At 29.9% G+C, this 20,262-nt stretch carries 21 protein-coding genes; 18 read left to right on the top strand and 3 right to left on the bottom strand.

Annotation, left to right across the window (positions count from 1 at the left end):
- Positions 1 to 4 precede the first annotated feature (4 nt).
- From fabZ to CLVI_RS13460, 9 genes are all read left to right on the top strand, one after another.
- Positions 5 to 427: a 3-hydroxyacyl-ACP dehydratase FabZ gene (gene fabZ / locus CLVI_RS13500; RefSeq protein ID WP_106060652.1), complete on the top strand. Its 423-nt coding sequence runs from the start codon at positions 5 to 7 to the stop codon at positions 425 to 427.
- A 9-nt stretch (positions 428 to 436) separates the two neighbouring features.
- Entirely contained in the window at positions 437 to 1,789 is a 1,353-nt protein-coding gene (locus CLVI_RS13495) for an acetyl-CoA carboxylase biotin carboxylase subunit (RefSeq protein WP_106060651.1), read from the top strand.
- A complete protein-coding gene (gene accD, locus CLVI_RS13490) occupies positions 1,782 to 2,651 on the top strand; it encodes an acetyl-CoA carboxylase, carboxyltransferase subunit beta (protein ID WP_106060650.1) in 870 nt (289 codons plus the stop codon). Before CLVI_RS13495 ends, accD begins: the two co-directional genes overlap by 8 nt.
- Positions 2,652 to 2,721: 70 nt before the next feature.
- Complete coding sequence (locus tag CLVI_RS13485) at positions 2,722 to 3,516, top strand: acetyl-CoA carboxylase carboxyltransferase subunit alpha (RefSeq protein ID WP_106060671.1); 795 nt, start codon at positions 2,722 to 2,724, stop codon at positions 3,514 to 3,516.
- A gap of 105 nt (positions 3,517 to 3,621) precedes the next feature.
- Positions 3,622 to 4,335, top strand: coding sequence for a hypothetical protein (locus CLVI_RS13480; protein WP_106060649.1), 714 nt, complete (start codon positions 3,622 to 3,624; stop codon positions 4,333 to 4,335).
- A 52-nt stretch (positions 4,336 to 4,387) separates the two neighbouring features.
- Entirely contained in the window at positions 4,388 to 5,320 is a 933-nt protein-coding gene (locus CLVI_RS13475) for a DUF4003 family protein (RefSeq protein ID WP_106060648.1), read from the top strand.
- A 31-nt stretch (positions 5,321 to 5,351) separates the two neighbouring features.
- Positions 5,352 to 5,768, top strand: coding sequence for a HutP family protein (locus CLVI_RS13470; RefSeq protein WP_106060647.1), 417 nt, complete (start codon positions 5,352 to 5,354; stop codon positions 5,766 to 5,768).
- 179 nt (positions 5,769 to 5,947) lie between these two features.
- The gene (locus CLVI_RS13465; protein WP_106060646.1) at positions 5,948 to 7,138 is read left to right on the top strand and encodes an acetate/propionate family kinase; all 1,191 of its coding nucleotides are present in this window, start codon (positions 5,948 to 5,950) and stop codon (positions 7,136 to 7,138) included.
- A gap of 106 nt (positions 7,139 to 7,244) precedes the next feature.
- Positions 7,245 to 10,211 carry a helicase C-terminal domain-containing protein gene (locus CLVI_RS13460; RefSeq protein WP_106060645.1) on the top strand — a complete coding sequence of 989 codons (2,967 nt, stop codon included), beginning with the start codon at positions 7,245 to 7,247 and terminating at the stop codon, positions 10,209 to 10,211.
- A 23-nt stretch (positions 10,212 to 10,234) separates the two neighbouring features.
- Here the strand turns inward: CLVI_RS13460 and CLVI_RS13455 are convergent, their stop codons facing one another.
- The 3 genes from CLVI_RS13455 to CLVI_RS13445 form a co-directional block, all read right to left on the bottom strand.
- A complete protein-coding gene (locus tag CLVI_RS13455) occupies positions 10,235 to 11,080 on the bottom strand; it encodes a S66 family peptidase (RefSeq protein WP_106060644.1) in 846 nt (281 codons plus the stop codon).
- Positions 11,081 to 11,200: 120 nt separating this feature from the next.
- Complete coding sequence (locus tag CLVI_RS13450) at positions 11,201 to 11,692, bottom strand: CarD family transcriptional regulator (protein WP_106060643.1); 492 nt, start codon at positions 11,690 to 11,692, stop codon at positions 11,201 to 11,203.
- 100 nt (positions 11,693 to 11,792) lie between these two features.
- Positions 11,793 to 12,212, bottom strand: a complete 420-nt coding sequence (locus CLVI_RS13445; RefSeq protein ID WP_106060642.1) for a hypothetical protein — start codon at positions 12,210 to 12,212, stop codon at positions 11,793 to 11,795.
- 192 nt (positions 12,213 to 12,404) lie between these two features.
- On the opposite strand from CLVI_RS13445, the gene CLVI_RS13440 reads away from it, so the two are divergent.
- The 9 genes from CLVI_RS13440 to CLVI_RS13400 all read left to right on the top strand — a co-directional run bounded on the left by CLVI_RS13440 (position 12,405) and on the right by CLVI_RS13400 (position 20,158).
- Positions 12,405 to 13,595, top strand: a complete 1,191-nt coding sequence (locus CLVI_RS13440; RefSeq protein WP_106060641.1) for a sensor histidine kinase — start codon at positions 12,405 to 12,407, stop codon at positions 13,593 to 13,595.
- Positions 13,573 to 14,235 carry a response regulator gene (locus CLVI_RS13435; protein WP_242980698.1) on the top strand — a complete coding sequence of 221 codons (663 nt, stop codon included), beginning with the start codon at positions 13,573 to 13,575 and terminating at the stop codon, positions 14,233 to 14,235. Before CLVI_RS13440 ends, CLVI_RS13435 begins: the two co-directional genes overlap by 23 nt.
- Positions 14,236 to 14,504: 269 nt before the next feature.
- Positions 14,505 to 15,137 (top strand): M48 family metallopeptidase, encoded by a 633-nt coding sequence (locus tag CLVI_RS13430; protein WP_146127336.1) that lies wholly within the window; start codon positions 14,505 to 14,507, stop codon positions 15,135 to 15,137.
- A gap of 111 nt (positions 15,138 to 15,248) precedes the next feature.
- Positions 15,249 to 16,238, top strand: coding sequence for an ABC transporter substrate-binding protein (locus tag CLVI_RS13425; protein WP_106060638.1), 990 nt, complete (start codon positions 15,249 to 15,251; stop codon positions 16,236 to 16,238).
- The gene (locus CLVI_RS13420) at positions 16,238 to 17,119 is read left to right on the top strand and encodes an ABC transporter permease (protein ID WP_106060637.1); all 882 of its coding nucleotides are present in this window, start codon (positions 16,238 to 16,240) and stop codon (positions 17,117 to 17,119) included. The genes CLVI_RS13425 and CLVI_RS13420 overlap by 1 nt, the downstream gene beginning before the upstream one ends.
- Positions 17,106 to 17,900 carry an ABC transporter ATP-binding protein gene (locus CLVI_RS13415; protein WP_106060636.1) on the top strand — a complete coding sequence of 265 codons (795 nt, stop codon included), beginning with the start codon at positions 17,106 to 17,108 and terminating at the stop codon, positions 17,898 to 17,900. Before CLVI_RS13420 ends, CLVI_RS13415 begins: the two co-directional genes overlap by 14 nt.
- Before the next feature lie 172 nt (positions 17,901 to 18,072).
- Positions 18,073 to 18,771 (top strand): response regulator transcription factor, encoded by a 699-nt coding sequence (locus CLVI_RS13410; RefSeq protein ID WP_106060635.1) that lies wholly within the window; start codon positions 18,073 to 18,075, stop codon positions 18,769 to 18,771.
- Positions 18,772 to 19,707 carry a sensor histidine kinase gene (locus CLVI_RS13405; RefSeq protein ID WP_106060634.1) on the top strand — a complete coding sequence of 312 codons (936 nt, stop codon included), beginning with the start codon at positions 18,772 to 18,774 and terminating at the stop codon, positions 19,705 to 19,707.
- A gap of 196 nt (positions 19,708 to 19,903) precedes the next feature.
- Positions 19,904 to 20,158 carry an ATP-binding cassette domain-containing protein gene (locus CLVI_RS13400; RefSeq protein WP_106060633.1) on the top strand — a complete coding sequence of 85 codons (255 nt, stop codon included), beginning with the start codon at positions 19,904 to 19,906 and terminating at the stop codon, positions 20,156 to 20,158.
- Positions 20,159 to 20,262: the final 104 nt, after the last annotated feature.

The following is a 20,262-nucleotide window of genomic DNA, read 5'->3' as shown; positions in this document are numbered from 1 at the left end:
ATTTATGATGGATATAAAAGAAATTAAAGAGATATTACCTCATAGATACCCATTTTTATTAATAGATAGAGTTACGGAAGTTGTTGAAGGGAAAAGCGTTAAAGGATATAAGAACGTTACAATAAATGAACCGTTTTTTCAAGGCCATTTTCCGAATCAACCTATAATGCCTGGGGTACTGATTCTAGAAGCTATGGCACAACTTGGAGGAATTGCAATTTTAACTATGGAACAATTTAAAGGAAAAACACCTATGTTTGCAGGCGCAGACAGGGTTAGATGGAGAAAGCCAGTAGTTCCAGGAGATAAGCTTGAACTTAGTTGTGAAATAATAAAACTAAGAGGACCAATTGGTATTGGTAAAGCTGTAGCTACAGTTGATGGGAAAAAAGTATGTGACGCAGAGATAACCTTTGCTATAGGGTAGGTGATTGATATGTTTAAAAAGGTACTAATTGCAAATAGAGGAGAAATAGCTGTCAGAATTATTAGAGCTTGTCGCGAAGCTGGAATTTTAACTGTTGCAGTATATTCTGATATTGATAAGGAAGCACTTCATACTCAGCTTGCAGATGAAGCAGTATGTATTGGACCTGCAAAGTCTCAGGATAGTTATTTAAATACAACTAATATAATAAGTGCTTGTGTTTTAACTGGTGCGGATGCAATACATCCAGGTTTTGGATTCTTATCTGAAAATGCTAAGTTTGCTAAGATGTGTAAGGAATGTAATATAAAATTTATAGGTCCTGATTATACATCAATTGAGCTTATGGGAAATAAAGCAGAAGCTAGAAAACTTATGAAAGAAGCAGGTGTACCAGTGGTACCAGGCTTTGAAGGAACTATTTATAATGAAGATCATGGAATAAGAATAGCAAAAGATATTGGATATCCTGTTATGATTAAGGCTTCCGCGGGTGGCGGAGGTAAGGGTATTAGAGTAGCCTTTAATGAAAAGGAATTTAGAGTTGGATTTAATACTGCTAAGGCTGAGGCAAAAGCTTGCTTTGGTGATGATACTTTATATATTGAGAAGTTTGTACAAAGGCCAAGACATATTGAATTTCAGATCTTAGCAGATAGTTATGGAAATGTAATTCATCTTGGAGAGAGGGAATGTTCTCTTCAAAGAAAAAATCAAAAAGTACTTGAAGAAGCTCCATCAACATTCTTAACTGAAAAGTTAAGGCGTGAGATGGGTGAAATTGCGAAAAAAGCTGCTAAGGCTTGTCATTATGAAAACGCAGGAACAATTGAATTTTTAGTTGATAAGGATTGTAATTATTATTTCATGGAAATGAATACAAGAATTCAAGTGGAACATCCAATAACAGAAATGATCACAGGAATAGATATAGTAAGGGAACAATTAAAAATAGCATCTGGAGAGACGCTTTTAATTAAGCAGAAGGATATAGTCTTAAAAGGTCATGCTATTGAATGTAGAATAAATGCAGAGGACCCAACTAAAGAGTTTATGCCTTGCCCAGGGAAAATTACTGAATTACATGTTCCAGGGGGAATGGGTATAAGAATAGATTCCGCAATTTATTGTGGATATAAGATTCCGCATTGCTATGACTCTATGATTGCTAAATTGATTTCTTTTGGAAAAGATAGAAATGAAGCTATTATTAAAATGAAGAGAGCTCTTGGTGAATTTGCTATTGGTGGAGTTAAGACCAATATAGATTATCAGTATTCAATATTAGAAACTGAAGAGTTTTTAAAAGGAGAATACGACACTTCTTTCTTAGGAGAAATGAAGGTGAAGAATAATGCTTAAAGATTTATTTAAAAAAAATCATTATGGTACTGTAAGATCAGAAAATCCTAATAGCCCTGAAGTTAAGCCAACAATTCCTTCAGGACTTTGGGTTAAATGTGATAAATGTGGACTCAGTATTTATAACCAAGATTTAGTTAGCAACTATTATGTTTGTCCTAGTTGTAATAATCATCTGAGACTTAAAGCTAAAGATAGAATAGACCTTTTCTTTGATAAGGATAGCTTTAGATACTTTGGAGAAAATATAAGAACAGTTAATCCTCTTTCATTTGAAGGTTATGAAGATAAACTTAGTAAAAGTATCCATTCTACAGATAGTAGTGAAGCTGTTGTAACAGGAATTGCTTCTGTAAATGGTATTAAGGTTGCAGCAGCAGTTATGGATAGTTATTTTATGATGGGAAGTATGGGATCTGCTGTAGGCGAAAGAATAACCGCTATTGTAGAGAAGGCTGTAGTTGAAAGATTACCTCTTATTATTTTTACAACATCAGGGGGAGCTAGAATGCAGGAAGGTATCTTCTCGCTTATGCAAATGGCAAAGATAAGTGCGGCAATTGGGCAACATGATGATGCTGGGCTTTTGTATATAGCTGTACTCACAAACCCTACAACCGGTGGAGTCACAGCTTCCTTTGCTATGGAGGGTGATATTATCCTAAGCGAACCTGAGGCTCTAGTTGGCTTTGCTGGCAGACGCGTAATAGAAAATACTATTAAAGAAACTTTACCAGAAAATTTTCAAAGTGCAGAATTTTTATTGGAAAAGGGTTTTATAGATGCAATAGTAGATAGAAAAAAGCTAAGAGAGAGTATATATAAAATTCTTGCTATTCATGAGGTGAAACATTATGAGTAAAGATACGATAAAACCTATATCTCCTTGGGATAAGGTAAAGACCATATCACCATGGGATAAAGTTAAAAGCATGTCCTCTTGGGATAAAGTTATTACAGCAAGGCATAAGGATAGGCCTACTGGTATATTTTATATAGAAAATATATTCACAAATTTTATTGAACTTCATGGAGATAGATTATTTGGTGATGATAAAGCAATAATCAGTGGAGTTGGCTTACTTGGACATGAACCTGTTACAGTTATATCAATAACTAAGGGTGCAAATACAAAAGAAAATATTGAAAGAAATTTTGGAATGCCAAAGCCAGAAGGGTATAGAAAAGCTTTAAGACTTATGAAGCAGGCAGAAAAATTTAATCGTCCTGTAATTTGTTTTATTGATACTCCTGGAGCTTTTTGCGGAATAGATGCAGAAGAGCGAGGTCAAGGTGAAGCCATTGCAAAAAATCTTTTAGAAATGAGTAGATTAAAAACTCCTATTATCTCAGTTCTTATGGGAGAAGGCGGAAGCGGTGGTGCCTTAGCTTTAGCTGTTGCAGATAGAGTTCTTATGTTAGAGCATTCTATATATTCAATTTTATCACCTGAAGGTTTTGCATCTATATTGTGGAAAGATGGAAGTAAAGCTATGGAGGCTGCACAGGTTATGAAAATAACTGCTCAGGACCTAATAGGTTTCAATATAATTGATAAAATAATAAAGGAACCTCATGGGGGAGCTCATAAGAATCCACTTAGAATGGCAGCTTCATTAAAAACTGAACTTTTAGAAGAATTACTTGATTTAAAAGAAAAGCCTATAGATAAACTAACTAAAGAAAGATATGAGAAGTTTAGAAATATGGGTAAGTTTAGTAAATAGATATTTTGTGATTGTCCCCCTTAATATATTATATTAAGAGGGATTTTTTTGCGATTAGTATGATTTTAATAAATTAAATGATATTAAAGATTGGCGGAGAAAATTATGGTATTAAAGAGTATTTTTAAGAATGTTAATTATCCAAAGGATAGAGGGAGTATAGAACATATCATAACAGAATATGATAAAAATCTAGAATTTAAATTGCATGGAATTCCAAAATTAAAAAAGCCAGGATATATTTTCTATTTTATTGATATTGGGATAATATTATTTATTTTACAATGTTCATGGATTTCTTTAGGGATTAGAGCTTTATATTTAATACCTATAGCTATTTCTGTAATTTGTAATATTGTATTGTTTAAGAAAGCTAAAAATAATAACTTTAAGGATGAAAAACTTTTTTATAAATATATTAATTCTAATTTCATTTTATTAGTTGTTCTTCTATATGCGAGTATATTTATGTTCGAAATTGCTTTGCTTGGATGGACTGATGTAAATTGTTTGATTAGTCTTATATATCTAGTTTCCTTTTCATTATTAGCGTTTATTATTGCTAGAATAAGAGCCCCAAAGAAATTTATTAAACACTATTTAAAAAAAGAGAGCAACAAAACTCCATATGTTCCAATAGCTGGAGTATCATTGATAATAGGTGGTATTGTATATTTAACAAAACCATATTTCATTGCTCTAATTGTCTCATATCCTTTAGTGACTGTTTTAATTGGATTTTCAGCTTATGTAATTTTTGACTACCAACAATATGATAAGATTCAAGAATTAAAAAAAGAAATTAACTATCCAAAATAGAATGAATCTATGGTATCATTAAAGTATAATTATTAAAATAAAGGATGATGGTATGGACATTGATATTGATATGAGAAATAAGGTCAATTTACTTTCTGATAATGATAGAGAAATTAAGAGAATCTTTAGATGGGATGGGAAAACAGTAAACTTTTTAGAGGGTCTTTTATATGATAGAATAGATCAGGAATTTGATTTTGAGAAAATTAAGAAAATGAGAAAACATTTAAAGAAAAGTAAATCTCACTTTACTAATCTGTCAATTAATATTTTCACTTTATTAATGGAAGAAAATAAGGATTTCAATCAAATATTCCAGTCCGCAAATTCAGCTTATGAACACTTAATTTCAAAAGATTTTGAAAAAGGTGATAAATTAGCATTTGCTTCTTTTATTGTGGCTAGACGTTATAGTGGTCAAGAACTTAGTGATAGGATACACAAGCTTATAGAAATAAGAAATTCTCTGTCAGGAGATGATTATGTAGGTTATGCTAATTTAGCTGTTACTAGCAAGTCTACCGATAATATTATAGAAGAGTTTAAATTAATTAAAGGTAGGATAGATGAAGCGAAGATTTCGGATGTCTGTGATTCTTCAGCATTAGCCTTAGCTTTGGTAATGCAACATAAGGACATAAATGAAAAGGTAGAGAAGGCGTTAAGTATTTTATGTAATGTAAGGAGTGAAATGTTTGCTGTACCAATTAAAGCATATCCTCTAATTGGGTTATCAAACATGATTGTTAAAGATCCTGAGAATTTTTCTGAGGAATTATCTGAAGTATTTAATATTTTAGATGAGAGAAAATACTTTAAATACTTCCTAAAGAAGGAAAAAAAGATTATTTTCGCACTAGGGGTAATGCTAAACAAGTATGTAGAAGAAGTTAGGGCAGATTTAATTGATGTTGAAATTAAGGATAAAAAATACTTTTTGCTAGCTGCTGAAGAGCATATAGTATTTTCACTTACATCATTATAAATTCTTGATTTTTATAGAAGGGAGATACTATATGAGCAATGAAACAAGTACAAAAGTAGCAAAATTAGCTACAAGGATGGCTATCTCAAGTAGAGATGAAGAAGATATTTTAAAGGATAAATATAGCAAACTTGGAGCAAAAGTTACTGCTGTAAATATCGGAGGAAATATAACTGAATCAATTCATAAGATATTAGAGAGTGCATTAGTTGCATCTAAAAGAAATGGCTTGATAAGGGAAGAACATTTACATGAGGGAGCTGTTATAGGGGCGACACGTGATGCTTTAATGCAGGTATGCAATAGAGCTAATGGACAAAATGTAGGTGGTAAAATTGGAGTGGCTAGAATGGGGGAACATGTTTCAGTTTGTATTTTTCTAAGTATAGGTCTTCTACACTTAGATGAGGTTGTTATTGGAATTGGTCATAGATCCCTTCCATTGTAGAAATACATTATGTTATAAAAGAATAATGAAATTAATTCGCTTTTAAATTAGTAATGACCTAGGTTAAACTAGGCCATTATTTTTGTCTTAAATATAGAAAGCGATTAAATATGTATTTTAATATGAAATGTTGTCAAGAATGATATTGAATTATATTTTTTGAATTGGAGGAATTATTAATGAAAATTTTAGTTATAAATTGCGGGAGTTCATCTTTAAAATATCAACTTATTGATATGTATAATGAGAGTATATTAGCACAGGGGTCAATTGAAAGGATTGGAATAGAAGGCTCTAATCTTACTCAAAAGGTTGATGGCAGAGAAAAATATATACTAAATAAACAAATGAGGAATCATAAAGACGCAATTGCCTTAACTCTTGAAGTTCTTGTTAGTCCTGAAAACGGTGTGATTAAATCCATGGAAGAAATCATCGCTGTAGGCCATAGAGTTGTTCATGGTGGAGAAAAATATTCTGATGCAGTATTAATTGATGATAATGTTAAAGCATATATTAAAAAATGCTATAAAGTTGCACCACTGCATAATCCGCCAAATATGATAGGCATAGAGGCATGTGAAGAATTTATGAAAGATACGCCAATGGTTGCAGTTTTTGATACAGCATTCCATCAGACAATGGATGAAACAGCATTTTTATATGCTATTCCATATGAATTATATAAAAATAATGGTATAAGAAAATATGGCTTTCATGGAACATCCCATATGTATGTAGCTCAGAAATGTGCTGAGATAATGGAAAAGAATATTGGAACTTTAAAAATAATTACTTGTCATTTAGGCAATGGCGCATCATTATGCGCTGTAAAAAACGGCAAATCATTTGATACAACTATGGGGTTTACCCCTCTTGATGGGTTAGTTATGGGGACAAGATCAGGCAGTATTGATCCTGCAATTCCACAATATTTAATGACCGAATTAAAGTATACAGCAGATGAGGTAAATGAGTTATTAAATAAAAAATCAGGAGTTTTAGGTTTATCAGGTGTAAGCTCAGATTTTAGAGATATAGAAACGGCAGCAGAGAATGGGGACGAAAGAGCTAAGATTGCTTTAGCTGTTTACTCTTATAAAATAAAAAAGGAAATAGGATCTTATATAGCCGCCATGGGTGGAATTGATGCTATAGTATTTACTGCAGGTGTTGGAGAAAATGGACCTAATACTAGGATTAGAAGTTTAGCTGGTTTAGAATTTTTAGGCATTAAGATTGATTATGAAAAAAATAATGTCTATGGAGAGCTTAGAGAAATTTCGACAGATGACTCAAAGGTTAAGATCTTTGTAATCCCAACTAATGAAGAATTAGTTATTGCTCGACAGACTAAAAATTTGATATAAGAGTTTTATAAGGATATCTTAAATTTAAGATATCCTTTTTTTATATGTTAATTGGTATGTATGATATAATTAGATATTATTATAATTGAAGTTTAGGGGTAATTCTATGAGTTTAATAGAACAAAGCATTTTAAATAATGTTATATATTTAGATATAGAGACTACTGGGTTAGATGAATTAAGTAGTGAAATAATAGAAATAGGTGCTGTAAAGGTTAAGGATTCAGTAATTACAACCTATAAGACATTAATAAAACCATTTGGGAGAGTTCCAAGTAGTATATATGAACTTTGTAGCGGGCTTTTAGAAGTGGATTTAAAAACTGCACCAAGTTTGCAGGATATAAAAAATGACCTTTTAAGCTTTGTTGAAGATTATCCTTTAATCTGCCACAATGGAGGTTTTGAGAGAAAATTTCTAAGAGAACATATTAAAGAGATGAAAAATGAAATATTAGATTCTATGGAACTAGCAGCTATTCTTGAGCCCTGGAGGGGAGAATCTAATTTAGAAGCCCTTTTAAAGAAGATAACAGATTTAGATAAAGCTGAAAGTCATAGAGCTTTAGAGGATTCTTTTGATACTATGAAGGCTGTAAATGCACTATTGTGTAGACAATTTAGTAGGGATGAAGATAACAATAATAAGAAAAAAGCCTCCTTATATAGTTTATTAATAGGACAATTCGGACTAAAAACAAGATGGTCTTGGACTAAGTACTTAGACAGACCTATGCTTTTTACTTGTGAAAACTATACTTATGTATCTTATGAAGAAAATAAAGATATAAAACCAAAACTGAAAAAAATACATATTCCTTATGAAGAACAGGAAAACCTCTTAAAAAGAAAAGATGTATGGAATAATGGAGGAGATTTTGGTTATGACTATCGGGAGGAACAAAGGTATTTCACAGAGAAAATAAGAGAAAATATCGAAAGTGAGGGTAAAATCTTCATAGAAGCTCCTACAGGAAGTGGAAAGACCTTTGCTTATGTTTTAATTGCAGCTATAAAATCATATATAAATAAGAATAAAAATAAGGTTCAAGATGCTTCTTTTATAATATCTACAGATACAAAAGAACTTCAAAATCAGCTTATAACACGTGATATTCCAAACATATTATCTAAACTAGGATTAGACACAAAATTAAATTATGGTGCAATAAAAGGTAAAAGCAATTACATATGTACAGATAGACTTATAAAATGTCAAATCTTTAATGGAGCTCTAATTAGTATTCTAGCTGAAATATTTCTCAAAAGACTCTGTAAGGATGGAGAATATGGAGATGTAGAAAACATTAGCTACTGGGCATATAAACATTTTGAATTAGAGGATTATTTACGCGATATTGTTTGTGATAGCGAGGAGTGTAATCTTGAGAGATGTTATAAAAAATGTTATTTAAAGACACGATACAACGATTTACCTCTTGAAAATATTACGGTAATAAATCACTCCTTACTTGCAAGTTGGCCCTATGGAGAAAAGAAGAAAATTACCCATTTAATTATTGATGAAGCTCATAACTTAATGGAAAAGTGTTATGAATTTTTCTCTGAAGAGTTTAAATCAGATGATTTCTTTGAATTTTTAAAGAATATTTCTGAGAAGGAGCCTACTATTTATAGACAATTAACTACACTTAATGGAAGTAATGGCTTCAGAGAAACTATTGAACTTGATAAACTGAAATACTGGGTTAGTGAAATAGGAACATCTATGGCAATTTTATTAAACAAATGCGTTGAGCTTAAATTATCTGGTGGTGATTATAATTTTAAAAGCGAATTCTTTTTACCTCAAGAAATTCTAAAGGAAAAAATAAGATCTCTTGAAGACTATATTTCTTTGGTGAAAGAGAAAATTTACGGCCTATACAGACTTATTTATAATTATATTAATAGTATTACTCTTGATGGTGAAGAGGGAACGGATGATAAAGAATACATCGCAATATATAATTATGTAATGAAATTAAAGGCAGCATTTGATGTTATAGATATGTTTCTAGAGGATCCAAAGGAGATAAAGAGTCATGCAAAGGTTATAGAGATAGCTAAGGATTATAGCTATTTTATGTTTAAAAATATTCCTTTAAATATTGATGATCTTGTAAATGAATATATCTTAAAAGATGTAAAGAGTACTACATTTCTTTCAGCAACAATGAGGATAAATAGTTCCTTTGGAAGAATTAAAGATATTTTAGGTCAAAGAGGTGCTAAGGAAGTAATAGTTCCACATACATTTAATTTGAAAGATAGGACTAAAATAAATGTGCTTCGAGATATTGGTAGATATAATAGTTCGGAATTTATAACTAATGTAGCCAAGTTTATTTTTGATATGGGAAATAAATTGCAGGGTCATATGCTTGTTTTATTTACTAATAACTTAAGACGCAAAGCAGTTGAAAAAGAGCTTGTAGAGTTAACTCGAGGGACTAGACTTGAGGTTCATATCGACAAAAAATCTATAAAACTTTTAAGTGATAAAAATAGGCAAGTTATTATTTTAGGTAGTAAGGGCTTTTTTGAAGGAATTGATGTGCCAGGCGATGGATTAACCTGTGTTATGATAGATAAATTACCAAATAAAAGCATAGAAGATCCTCTACTTAAGGCGATTACAGCCTATGAAAATAAATATTATATGGATGTTAATTATCCTCAAGTTTGTATTAAGTTAAAACAAGCTTACGGAAGATTAATAAGAAGTCCAATGGACTATGGATATTTTTGTATATTAGATGGAGGACAAAATCAGAGCACAGTAAATAGACTAGAGAAAGATTTATCAGGTCCTAAATTTATGAATTCTACAAGAATACAAGTCTTAAATATGGTAAATAAAGATTATTTAGATTGGAAGAGGTCTAATTTAAATGAAATTATAAAAGCTGTAGATAGGAAGTCTACGGATTATATAAATTGTTTTAATAGGGAAGCTTTAAAGAAAAAATCTTTTTGGAGTTGTGAAGAGGGTACAGATGACAATATTCTTTATAAGAATTTAGATTTTATTCTAAAGGAAAACAATAAGCTGTTACAAAATAGAAAATAATATCTATTTTGTAACAGCCTTTTTTACTTATCAAAAGAATAATATTTACCTATAACAGCACCTTTAGAAGTATTACTATGGCCTATTTCTGACGTCTTAATTATAGGCAAATTAGGATTATCTACAATGCTCAATACTAAGTCTTCAACACTAGGTGATAAAGCCTTTTCCTCCATCTCTGTAAAAGTTCCAAGAATAATACCATTAGCTTCATCAAAAGCTCCTATTTGTTTATATTGAGTTAAATATGTAATTATTTTAGAAACGTCACCACCTAAACTTTCAATAAGAATAATTTTATTCTTAAAGTCCGGCATGTATTTTGTACCTGAGAGTTTTAAAGTGCACCTCAGATTTCCTCCAATTAAAATCCCTTCCATATGATTTCCTCTAATCCATTTATAATTAAATTTAAACAACTCTTTATTATTATTGATTATAAAATCTTTAAATTTATTTAAGGAAGTAGAGGTCTTGTCTAAAACAATATTTCTGATTTGATAAAGGTAAGTTAGTACATTTGTTTGCGAATAAATACTATTTAATATTACTGATAAATCACTGTAGCCAAAAAAGGGTTTAGGATTTCTCTTTATTACACTGAAATCAATATAATTTAAAACTTCATTTGCTAGATCTCCTCCAGAAACATCGAAGATTCCATCTATAGTGGGGTTGTTATAAAGTTTCATAAGTTCCTGTCCACGTTCTTGTCCAGTCCCGTAAGAGGAACCAACTACAGCAAAAATAGTTGAAGCTTTTATTATTTTGATATTAATTGATTTCAGGAGTAATTCTAATTCTTCTATAATATATTTGTTTTTAGTGGGTATACCATTGGATAGGCTAATAATGCCAATACATTTCATGATATAGTCTCCTTTTATTTTATGATAAAATTATTATAGCATTAACTGGTAATAGTGCTATAATAAAAAAAACAGCAATTAGATTATTAATCTAACTGCTGCTTGATATTTAATACTGAGTTATATTGGTAAAGTATTTTCTAATAAATCAGTTGCTTCAAGACGTGTAATGTTTTTTACAAGGCTAATTTCTTCAATAAGAACCTTTTTAGTTGTGTTAAGCATTTGGTTTTCACTAGTATTAAGTGGATGTTGTTTTTTTACTTGTGAAAGATTGAAATATACTTCTACACTATCCTTTAAAGTTCCTGTTTTAACCTTAATTGTATTATTTGCGATTCTTTCTTTACAGTTTGTAATTGTAACTTCTTCATAATTTAAAATACAATCTTTAGTATCGTGAAGAACTGTATCTAAATCTAAATCATTACTAAGAAGTCTGATATTAGAATCAGCTAGACGGTTAAAAGGAATCATAAGTTTTAATGAGTTATTTAACAAATGTATATTATAATATTGTTGCATTTCCCCTTTAAATTCCTTTTCCTCTATAACATGAATCACACCAACTCCTTGGTTAGGATAAACAATTTGATCTCCAATATTTAACAAAAAAGCACCTCCAAAAATGTATATAAGTATATTATAACACAAATTAGCATGATTAAGCAAAGTTGACATTTAGATACTGATTGTTGTATCTAAATATATTTTAAGAGAGTAAGTTAATACCATGTTTGTGAAGATCTGAAATTACTAAATTTCTACAATGACAAGTTGATGTGCAATCACATATATCCATAATAAATAGCTTTGTTAGGGAAATTACAGCTTTTTTATAAGCATTTTTTGGTATATTATTTATAGAAGAAACGATAAAAAGCGCACCTCCTATAATAATAATAATCTTACAAAAATTAAAAAGTGAATTTAAATTAAAGAAGTAATGTTTTTTGAAAATGATATTTCTAAACATGTAAATAAATATTAAACCTATTATAGAATAGAGTATCACTGATACCATTGCTAGAAACTCATATTTTGCTTTAGCTCTATATACTTCTTGAATTTCTTCTTTTATTTTAGGATTTAATTGAGGATATAGTTCCTCAACATTTATAGACTTATACATAAATGAATAGCTCCTCAAATAATGAATCTAATTAATGATATTCACATAATATTGTAAATACAACTAAATTTGATAAGTAGTATGAAAAGTGACCTAGCTTTAAGGACACACCTCTGTTAATATTGCTAATAAACAAATCAGTATGGTATAATTTCAATAAATAAAAAAAATCACATAATTGGTTGGTGTTACATGATAGAAGATGTTAGAGAAATAAAAGGAATTAAGGATATTAATAATATATTATCTATTGTTATTAATGATCTTGATAAAGGGAAAGATAAGATTTCAAATATTGCTGACAGTTTAAGACTAGAATTTGAAAAGAAAAAGATTGAATTAGTAAATATACAAAATGAAATAGAATTTGTGATTGACGAAGTTACTAGACTTGAAAAGATAGATAAAAACATGAGAAAAAAACTTGCAGATAGCTCAATAGATTTTAATGGCAAAGACAAAGATATGGAGAATATTTACGAAAAAGCTTTAAATGTAAGAGTTGAATATATAACAATGCAGAAGGAAGAAAAAAGTCTTCAAAATCAAAGAGAAGTACTTCAACGTTCAATAAAAAAATACTTAGCTAATATTGAGCAAGCTGATTCTGTTGTTGGACAAGTGAGCGTAGCTATGAAATATTTAACTGGAGAAGTATATGATAATTTGGAAAATTTAGAGGGAGACAACAAATTTTCTTTAGGAATTAAAATAGTTGAGATTCAAGAAAAGGAAAGAAATAAAATTGCTAGAGAAATTCATGATGGGCCAGCGCAATATTTAGCTAGCACTTTAATGAGAATAGATTTTTGCAAAGCTAGATTGAAGGATAATTTGCAGAAAGGTCTTATAGAACTAGATGATGTGAAAGGCAATATAACTAAAACTTTGAAAGAAGTTAGAGGGATAATATGTAATTTAAGACCACCCTTCTTTGATGGTATCACACTTAAAGAAGCTATTGATGATCTAAAAGATGTTTTTTTGGAAGAGTGTGACGTGAATCTTAAAGTTAGGTTTGAAAATGAAAGTTGCCTAATTGATAAAACTATTGAGACGGCTATGTATAGGATTATCCAAGAACTTTTAAATAACATTAAAAAGCATTCTAAGGCTCATAATGCCTCACTTAATTTAGAGGTAGGCATGGATTATATTTTTATAAAAGTTAAGGATGATGGTATCGGGTTTAATACTGAAGAAATAATAGATAATTCTAGATGTAATAATAAAAAGTATGGAATACTTGGAATATATGAAAGATTAGATGAACTTGGTGGCACCATTACGGTTGAATCTAGACTAGATAATGGGACAATTTATATGATTAAATTGCCTAGGATTAGGAGGAGAGACAATTTTGATAAAATTAGCAATAGCTGATGATCATGCTCTAATTAGGGAGGGGCTAATTAGGATACTAAGTTATGAAAAAAATTTACAGATAGTAATTGAAAGTGATAGTGGAAGTGATTTAATTTTAAAGATGGAGAAATGTCTACCTAATATTGTATTGTTAGATATGAATATGGAGAAGGTGGATGGTATACAAGCTCTAAAAATGATTAAATCAACATGGCCAAGCGTTAAAGTAATAATGCTAACAGTGGAAAAACAAAAAAGAAAAATAAAAGAAGCTTTAGACTTTGGTGCTGATGGATATGTCTTGAAAGAATCTGCTGGCAATGAAATTACTAATGCTATTACATCGGTGTATGAGGATAAAAAGTATATTGATAAAACTTTATTAGAAACAGTTTTTAGAGAAAATTATTTAGTTAAAGATGAAGATGAATTAAGCAGTTTATCCCCAAGAGAGTTAAGTATACTAATTAAAATTTCAGAGGGAATGAAAAACAAGCAAATAGGAGAATCTTTATTTTTATCGGAAAAGACTGTCAAAAATTATGTTACTAGTCTATTTAGAAAGATTAAAGTTAAGGATAGAGTTCATGCGACTTTATTTGCAATAAATAATAAGGCAAAGGAATATTTTGAAGAAAAGAACAATAAAATATCTTAAATAGGGACTAAAGTCTCTTAAAAAAAGGACTTAATATATCTTTTATATATTTTATTAAAATTATATAATAAGTTTATAGAAATTAACCTCTTGCCTCAAAAGTAAATTAACCCATATTTACTTTTTGTTTCCCACTTAGATGAGGCAAGAAAAACATTTTTTTATCATTTAGAGTAAAAGCATGGTTTTAACAAACCATGCTTTTATTTATGCTATAATTTATCTAAAGTAGGTGTTTTGTGGAGAATATAGATTTTAAAATTTATTATATGAAGAGAAAGACTATGCTGATATCAATAGAAAGTGATGGAAGTGTAATTTTAAAACTACCAATCATGACAAAAAAAGATGAAATTGATAAAATGATAAAGAGTAAAGAAAAATGGATTTTAAATAAAGTTGAGCTTGTTAAGAGTAGAACAAAGTTAAAGATAGATGAAATATTGTATTTAGGCGTTGCATATAATTATAAAGTAATAATACAGAGGTTTTTAACTAAAGATTTCATATATTTTAATGGAGATACCTTTTATGTTAATGTTAAAGATGAGAAAAATACTGAAAAGGTTTTAGAATTGTGGTTTAGAGATATTTGTGAAAAACTAGTACATGAAAAGGTAGAAAAATATAAACGAACATTTGGGATTTTACCTAAGGAAATTAAGATAAAAACACAAAAAAGCAGATGGGGAAGCTGTAGCTATGACAATAAATTAATGCTAAATTGGAAACTAATAATGGCAAGTGAAGAATCTCTTGAATATGTAGTCGTTCATGAGATGTGTCATATGATTCATAAAAATCATTCTAAAGAATATTGGAATTTAGTAAGTGAAATTTTACCTACTTATAAGGTAGGTAGTGAATGGCTAAAAAATAATGGATATTTACTCTACTTATAAATGTTAACTAATGATTAGAAAACACAGCTTCGAAATTATTTACACGCTTATTAAATCATGATAGAATAAGTTATGAAATTTTAATTTATAACTTTATAGGAGGACGGTAATATGGTAGGAAAAAAGAAAATAGGGATGCTTTTAGCAGGAATTTTAACAGCATCAACTCTTGTAGGATGTGGATCTAGTAGTACAGAAGAAGTAAAGGAAATTGGGATACTACAGTTAGTACAACATACTGCATTAGATCAATCTAATGAAGGATTTATAGCTGGACTTAAGGAAAAGGGCTATGAAGAAGGTGAAAATATAAAAATTGACCAACAAAATGCTAATGGTAAAATTGATGTTACAAATCAGATTGCAGGTCAATTTGTTAGTAATAAAAAGGATTTAATTTTTGCAATTGCCACTCCCGCAGTACAAGCGGTATATAATGCTACAAAGGATATTCCAATAGTATTTACAGCTGTAACTGATCCAGTAGACGCTGAAATTGCAAAGGATTGGACAAGTTCAGGATATAATACAACAGGTACTTCTGATAAGGTAAGCATAGCTGAACAATTAGAATTATTCAAGAAATTAGTTCCTGATGCAAAGACTATGGGATTTATTTATACAACATCTGAGATTAATTCAATAAATCAACTTAAAGAAATAAAAGATTTAGCACCTAATTATGGACTAACCATAAAGGAAATAGGTATTGCTAATATTAATGAAATAAATCAAAATCTTTCAAGTGCTCTTGGTTCAATAGATGCATTATATGCACCTACTGATAATAATGTAGCTGCCTCATATTCATTAGTCGGCAATCTTTGTGTGACTAATAATATACCAATAATTGGTGCAGAACCAGCTGTAGTTGAACAGGGTGGCCTTGTATCTAAAGGAATCGATTATTATGAATTAGGTAAGATGGCAGGATATAAAGCAGCTGAAATTTTAGATGGTACTAAACCAGCAGATATAGAAATAGAAGCAATGACAGAACTTGCAATAACAATAAACACTGATGTAGCAAAGAAACTTAATATAACAATTCCAGATGATATTGATAAGATAGCTACGAAGGTTACTGGAGGCGTAAACTAGTGGACTTGGTAGTTAACATTTTAGAACAAGCTTCCTTATTTGGATTAGTTGCAATGGGGGTCTATATAACATATAAGATATTAGACTTTCCTGATTTGTCAGTTGAGGGTAGCTATCCATTAGGTGCAAGTATTGTTGCAATTTTATTAGTAAATGGTGTGAATCCATGGGTGGCTACATTTGTAGCCCTTCTTGGAGGAGCAGGTGCGGGCTTTTTAACAGCCTTTCTTCATGTGAAATTAAAAATAACTAATTTGATGTCAGGAATATTAGTTATGATGGGTTTATATTCTATAAACTTAACAATAATGGGTAAGTCAAATACACCTTTATTTAATACAGAACATATTTTCAAATTGAATATATCACCTTTAATAATTGCTGCTATTATTTTAGTTGCTTTTAAGGTTTTACAAGATATTTTTATGAAAACAAAATTAGGCTTTCTTTTATTTGCTGTTGGGGACAATGAACAAGTTGTAACATCCCTTGGTGTAAATAAAGGCAATATAAAAATATTAGGCTTAATGGTTAGTAATGCTTTAGTTGCCTTAGCAGGAGCTTTAACTGCACAATATCAAGGTTATGCTGATGTTGGAATGGGGACAGGCGTAGTTGTTAAAGGCCTCGCTTGTGTAATAATAGGTACATCATTAATTGGTAGAATATCTTTTATAAAATCAACATCTCAAGTTATAATAGGTACTATTATTTATTATGGGGCAATTTCACTAGCTTTAAAGCTAGGGTTAAGTCCAAACTTATTAAATTTACTTACTGCTGTAGTAATTGTAGTTGCATTATGCAGTGAATCAAATATTTTCAAGATGAAGAAGAAAGCTAAAGTAAAGGATGGTGTTTTGGAAGATGTTAAAGGTTGATGGTCTATCTAAAGTTTTTAATCCAAATACCATTAATGAAAATAAAGTTTTTGATAATATTTCACTACATGTACATAAAGGGGATTTCGTAGCTATTATCGGATCTAATGGGGCTGGAAAATCCACCTTGTTAAACATAATATCAGGAATGATAGAAGGGGACGACGGAGTTATTCTTATTGATGGACAAGATGTTTCGAGTAAGGCTGAATTTGCTAGATCTCGTGACATAGGTAGAGTATTTCAAAATCCATCCCAAGGGGTTTCTCCTAAGATGACCATATTGGAGAATCTTTCACTTGCTGATAATAAGGGTAAAAAATACGGATTAACACTAGGCATAAACAAAAAGAGAATAGAGTATTACAAAGAACTCTTGAAAGAAGCTAATTTAGGACTTGAAGATAAGCTTTTTAATAAAGTAGAATTATTATCAGGAGGACAAAGGCAGGCATTAACATTACTTATGGCTGTAATGTCAAATCCTAAACTATTATTGCTAGATGAACATACAGCTGCTCTTGATCCTAAGACTTCTGAAAAAATTATGAATATTACTAGGAAGATTGTTAAGGAAAGAGGAATAACAACATTAATGGTTACACATAACCTTAAGCATGCAATTGAGTCAGGAAATAGGCTCTTCATGATGCATAGAGGTGAAATAGTAATAGATGTTGATGGAAAAGAAAAACAAGAATTAGATACAGATAAGCTTATGGCATTATTTGAAAAAGTTAATATTAAAGACGATTTAAGTGATAGAACTTTATTTGGTTAAAAATCTAAGCTAAAGATCCTCAAGTAAGATATTAGTATCTTATTCGAGGATTTTTTTATTTATAGATGAAAAAATCCTTGAATGTTAAATTTAATTAAAGACGACACTTTATATTTTTTTGTGGTAAAATTAGGATAAAATATTACAAATTCGGAATAGAGGTATTATAAGTATGCATAATAAAGTTTTAATAGTTGAAGATGATATAGCCATTAGTGAAATGGTTAAAAATTACTTAATAAAAGATGGTTTTATAGTAACTACTGCTTTTAATGGTGAAGATGGAATTATTAAATATTTAAATAACGATTTTGATTTAATCGTTCTTGATTTGATGATGCCTAAGTTAGATGGCATGGAAACTATGAAAATAATTAGAGAGAAAAGTTTAGTACCTATTTTAATTATGTCTGCCAAAGATAGTGATGTCGACAAAGCCATAGGATTAGGTTTGGGGGCTGATGATTATATTTCTAAGCCTTTTTCAATGATTGAAATTTCTGCAAGAATTAAAGCAGGGATTAGACGAGCAACAAAATATTCTAACAATGATAAAAAAGACGAAGCAGTACCAGTTAAAATTGGAAACCTTACTATTGATTTAGATAATTTTTTAGTTATTAAAAATGGTCAAACTATACAGCTTACGCTTAAGGAGTTTGAAATATTAAAATTGTTTATACATAATCCTAATAGAGTTTTTACAAAGGCTCAAATTTATAGTTCTATTTGGAAAGAAGAGTACTATGGTGATGAGAATGTAATTAATGTCCACATGCGAAGAATAAGAGAAAAGATAGAAGACGATCCATCAAATCCACAATATATAAAGACTCTATGGGGTATTGGGTACAAGCTGGAGGGGAATTAAATGACTACTTTATTGTTAATAGTTATTCTTCTTTTAACTTGTATAATACTTTTTCAGTATAAATCAAAAAAAGAAAGAAGTAAGAATTTAAAATATATTGAAAACAGATTGAATAGAATTATAAGCGAAAATATTAATGAAAAGCTCTTAGTTGCTACTGAGGATAAAGATCTTAGAGAATTACTTGTAGCAATTAATAATATTTTAGATTACAGTCAAAAAAGCTTTGCAGATTATAGAAAAAAAGAAATATCTATGAGTAAAATGCTTTCAAATATTTCTCATGATTTAAAAACTCCACTTACAGTAGTACTAGGGTATATTGAAACTGTAAAAATGGACAAGGATATGACAACTGAGGAAAGAGAAAGATTGCTTTTTAAAGTTCATAATAAAACCCTTGAAGTGATTGAACTTATTAATAAGTTTTTTGATTTAGCTAAGATAGAATCAGGAGATAAGGATGTTCCTATAACACGCGTTAATATGAATGAAGTTTGCAGAAAAAATATATTAGACTTTTATGATAGTTTGACTGCACAAGGTTATGAAGTGAATATCGAGATCCCTGAAGTAACTATTTATGCTCTTGGTAATCTGGATGCTCTAGACAGAATAATCAGTAACTTATTATCTAATGCTATTAAATATGGAAGTGATGGCAAATACATAGGCTTGAAATTAAGTCATGATAATAACTTTGCCTATGTAGAGATTTGGGATAAAGGCAAAGGTATTGATGAAATTAATATTGAAAAAGTATTTGAGCGAATGTATACCCTTGAAGACTCAAGAAATAAATTATATCAAGGAAGTGGATTAGGACTTACAATCACTAAAAGGTTTGTTGAAAAAATGGGCGGAAAAATTTCTCTTAAGAGCATACCCTATGAAAAAACTAGCTTTAGCTTTAAGATAAAGAGAATAACATATTAGTTTAGTTATATGAAGAAGATGCCAAGTTAATTAGCATCTTCTTTTAGTGTATATAATCTCCAAGATTCTAGTGAAATTACCATTGTAAATAGTCGAACTATATTGACTTAAGAATTTAGTAAGATTTGGTTAATAAAAAAGAAAAGTCTATTTTATAGAATAAAAGTACAGTAGATAAAGAAAAGAGGAGTGCTATATGAATTATATATTAAGGACAACAAATCTATTTAAAATATTTAAAGATAAAGAAACTATAACTGATGTAAGTATGAACATTAAAAAAGGAGAAATATACGGCTTTTTAGGTCCTAATGGGGCTGGTAAAACTACAATTATGAAGATGATACTAAATCTTGTTAAACCTAATAGTGGAGAAATTGAGATATTTAGCGAGAAACTTACTAATAAATCTTATGAAACTTTGAAACGAAATCGAGTAGGAGCTAAATAATTATTTTATTTAGCGTCCTCTCACACCACCGTGCATACCGTTCGGTACACGGCGGTTCATTAGAAATTAATGTATCTTTTGATATTTGCTTGTTAGGCTAACGA

This window comes from Clostridium vincentii, assembly GCF_002995745.1.
Lineage (GTDB): Bacteria > Bacillota > Clostridia > Clostridiales > Clostridiaceae > Clostridium > Clostridium vincentii.
This window is presented reverse-complemented; position numbering and strand designations above follow the sequence as displayed.

Bases quoted from the DNA above. Each gene is read 5' to 3' on its own strand.
- fabZ (WP_106060652.1), top strand. From the start codon at position 5: ATGATGGATATAAAAGAAATTAAAGAGATATTACCTCATAGATACCCA.
- CLVI_RS13495 (WP_106060651.1), top strand. From the start codon at position 437: ATGTTTAAAAAGGTACTAATTGCAAATAGAGGAGAAATAGCTGTCAGA.
- accD (WP_106060650.1), top strand. From the start codon at position 1,782: ATGCTTAAAGATTTATTTAAAAAAAATCATTATGGTACTGTAAGATCA.
- CLVI_RS13485 (WP_106060671.1), top strand. From the start codon at position 2,722: ATGTCCTCTTGGGATAAAGTTATTACAGCAAGGCATAAGGATAGGCCT.
- CLVI_RS13480 (WP_106060649.1), top strand. From the start codon at position 3,622: ATGGTATTAAAGAGTATTTTTAAGAATGTTAATTATCCAAAGGATAGA.
- CLVI_RS13475 (WP_106060648.1), top strand. From the start codon at position 4,388: ATGGACATTGATATTGATATGAGAAATAAGGTCAATTTACTTTCTGAT.
- CLVI_RS13470 (WP_106060647.1), top strand. From the start codon at position 5,352: ATGAGCAATGAAACAAGTACAAAAGTAGCAAAATTAGCTACAAGGATG.
- CLVI_RS13465 (WP_106060646.1), top strand. From the start codon at position 5,948: ATGAAAATTTTAGTTATAAATTGCGGGAGTTCATCTTTAAAATATCAA.
- CLVI_RS13460 (WP_106060645.1), top strand. From the start codon at position 7,245: ATGAGTTTAATAGAACAAAGCATTTTAAATAATGTTATATATTTAGAT.
- CLVI_RS13455 (WP_106060644.1), bottom strand. From the start codon at position 11,080: ATGAAATGTATTGGCATTATTAGCCTATCCAATGGTATACCCACTAAA.
- CLVI_RS13445 (WP_106060642.1), bottom strand. From the start codon at position 12,212: ATGTATAAGTCTATAAATGTTGAGGAACTATATCCTCAATTAAATCCT.
- CLVI_RS13440 (WP_106060641.1), top strand. From the start codon at position 12,405: ATGATAGAAGATGTTAGAGAAATAAAAGGAATTAAGGATATTAATAAT.
- CLVI_RS13430 (WP_146127336.1), top strand. From the start codon at position 14,505: ATGAAGAGAAAGACTATGCTGATATCAATAGAAAGTGATGGAAGTGTA.
- CLVI_RS13425 (WP_106060638.1), top strand. From the start codon at position 15,249: ATGGTAGGAAAAAAGAAAATAGGGATGCTTTTAGCAGGAATTTTAACA.
- CLVI_RS13415 (WP_106060636.1), top strand. From the start codon at position 17,106: ATGTTAAAGGTTGATGGTCTATCTAAAGTTTTTAATCCAAATACCATT.
- CLVI_RS13410 (WP_106060635.1), top strand. From the start codon at position 18,073: ATGCATAATAAAGTTTTAATAGTTGAAGATGATATAGCCATTAGTGAA.
- CLVI_RS13405 (WP_106060634.1), top strand. From the start codon at position 18,772: ATGACTACTTTATTGTTAATAGTTATTCTTCTTTTAACTTGTATAATA.
- CLVI_RS13400 (WP_106060633.1), top strand. From the start codon at position 19,904: ATGAATTATATATTAAGGACAACAAATCTATTTAAAATATTTAAAGAT.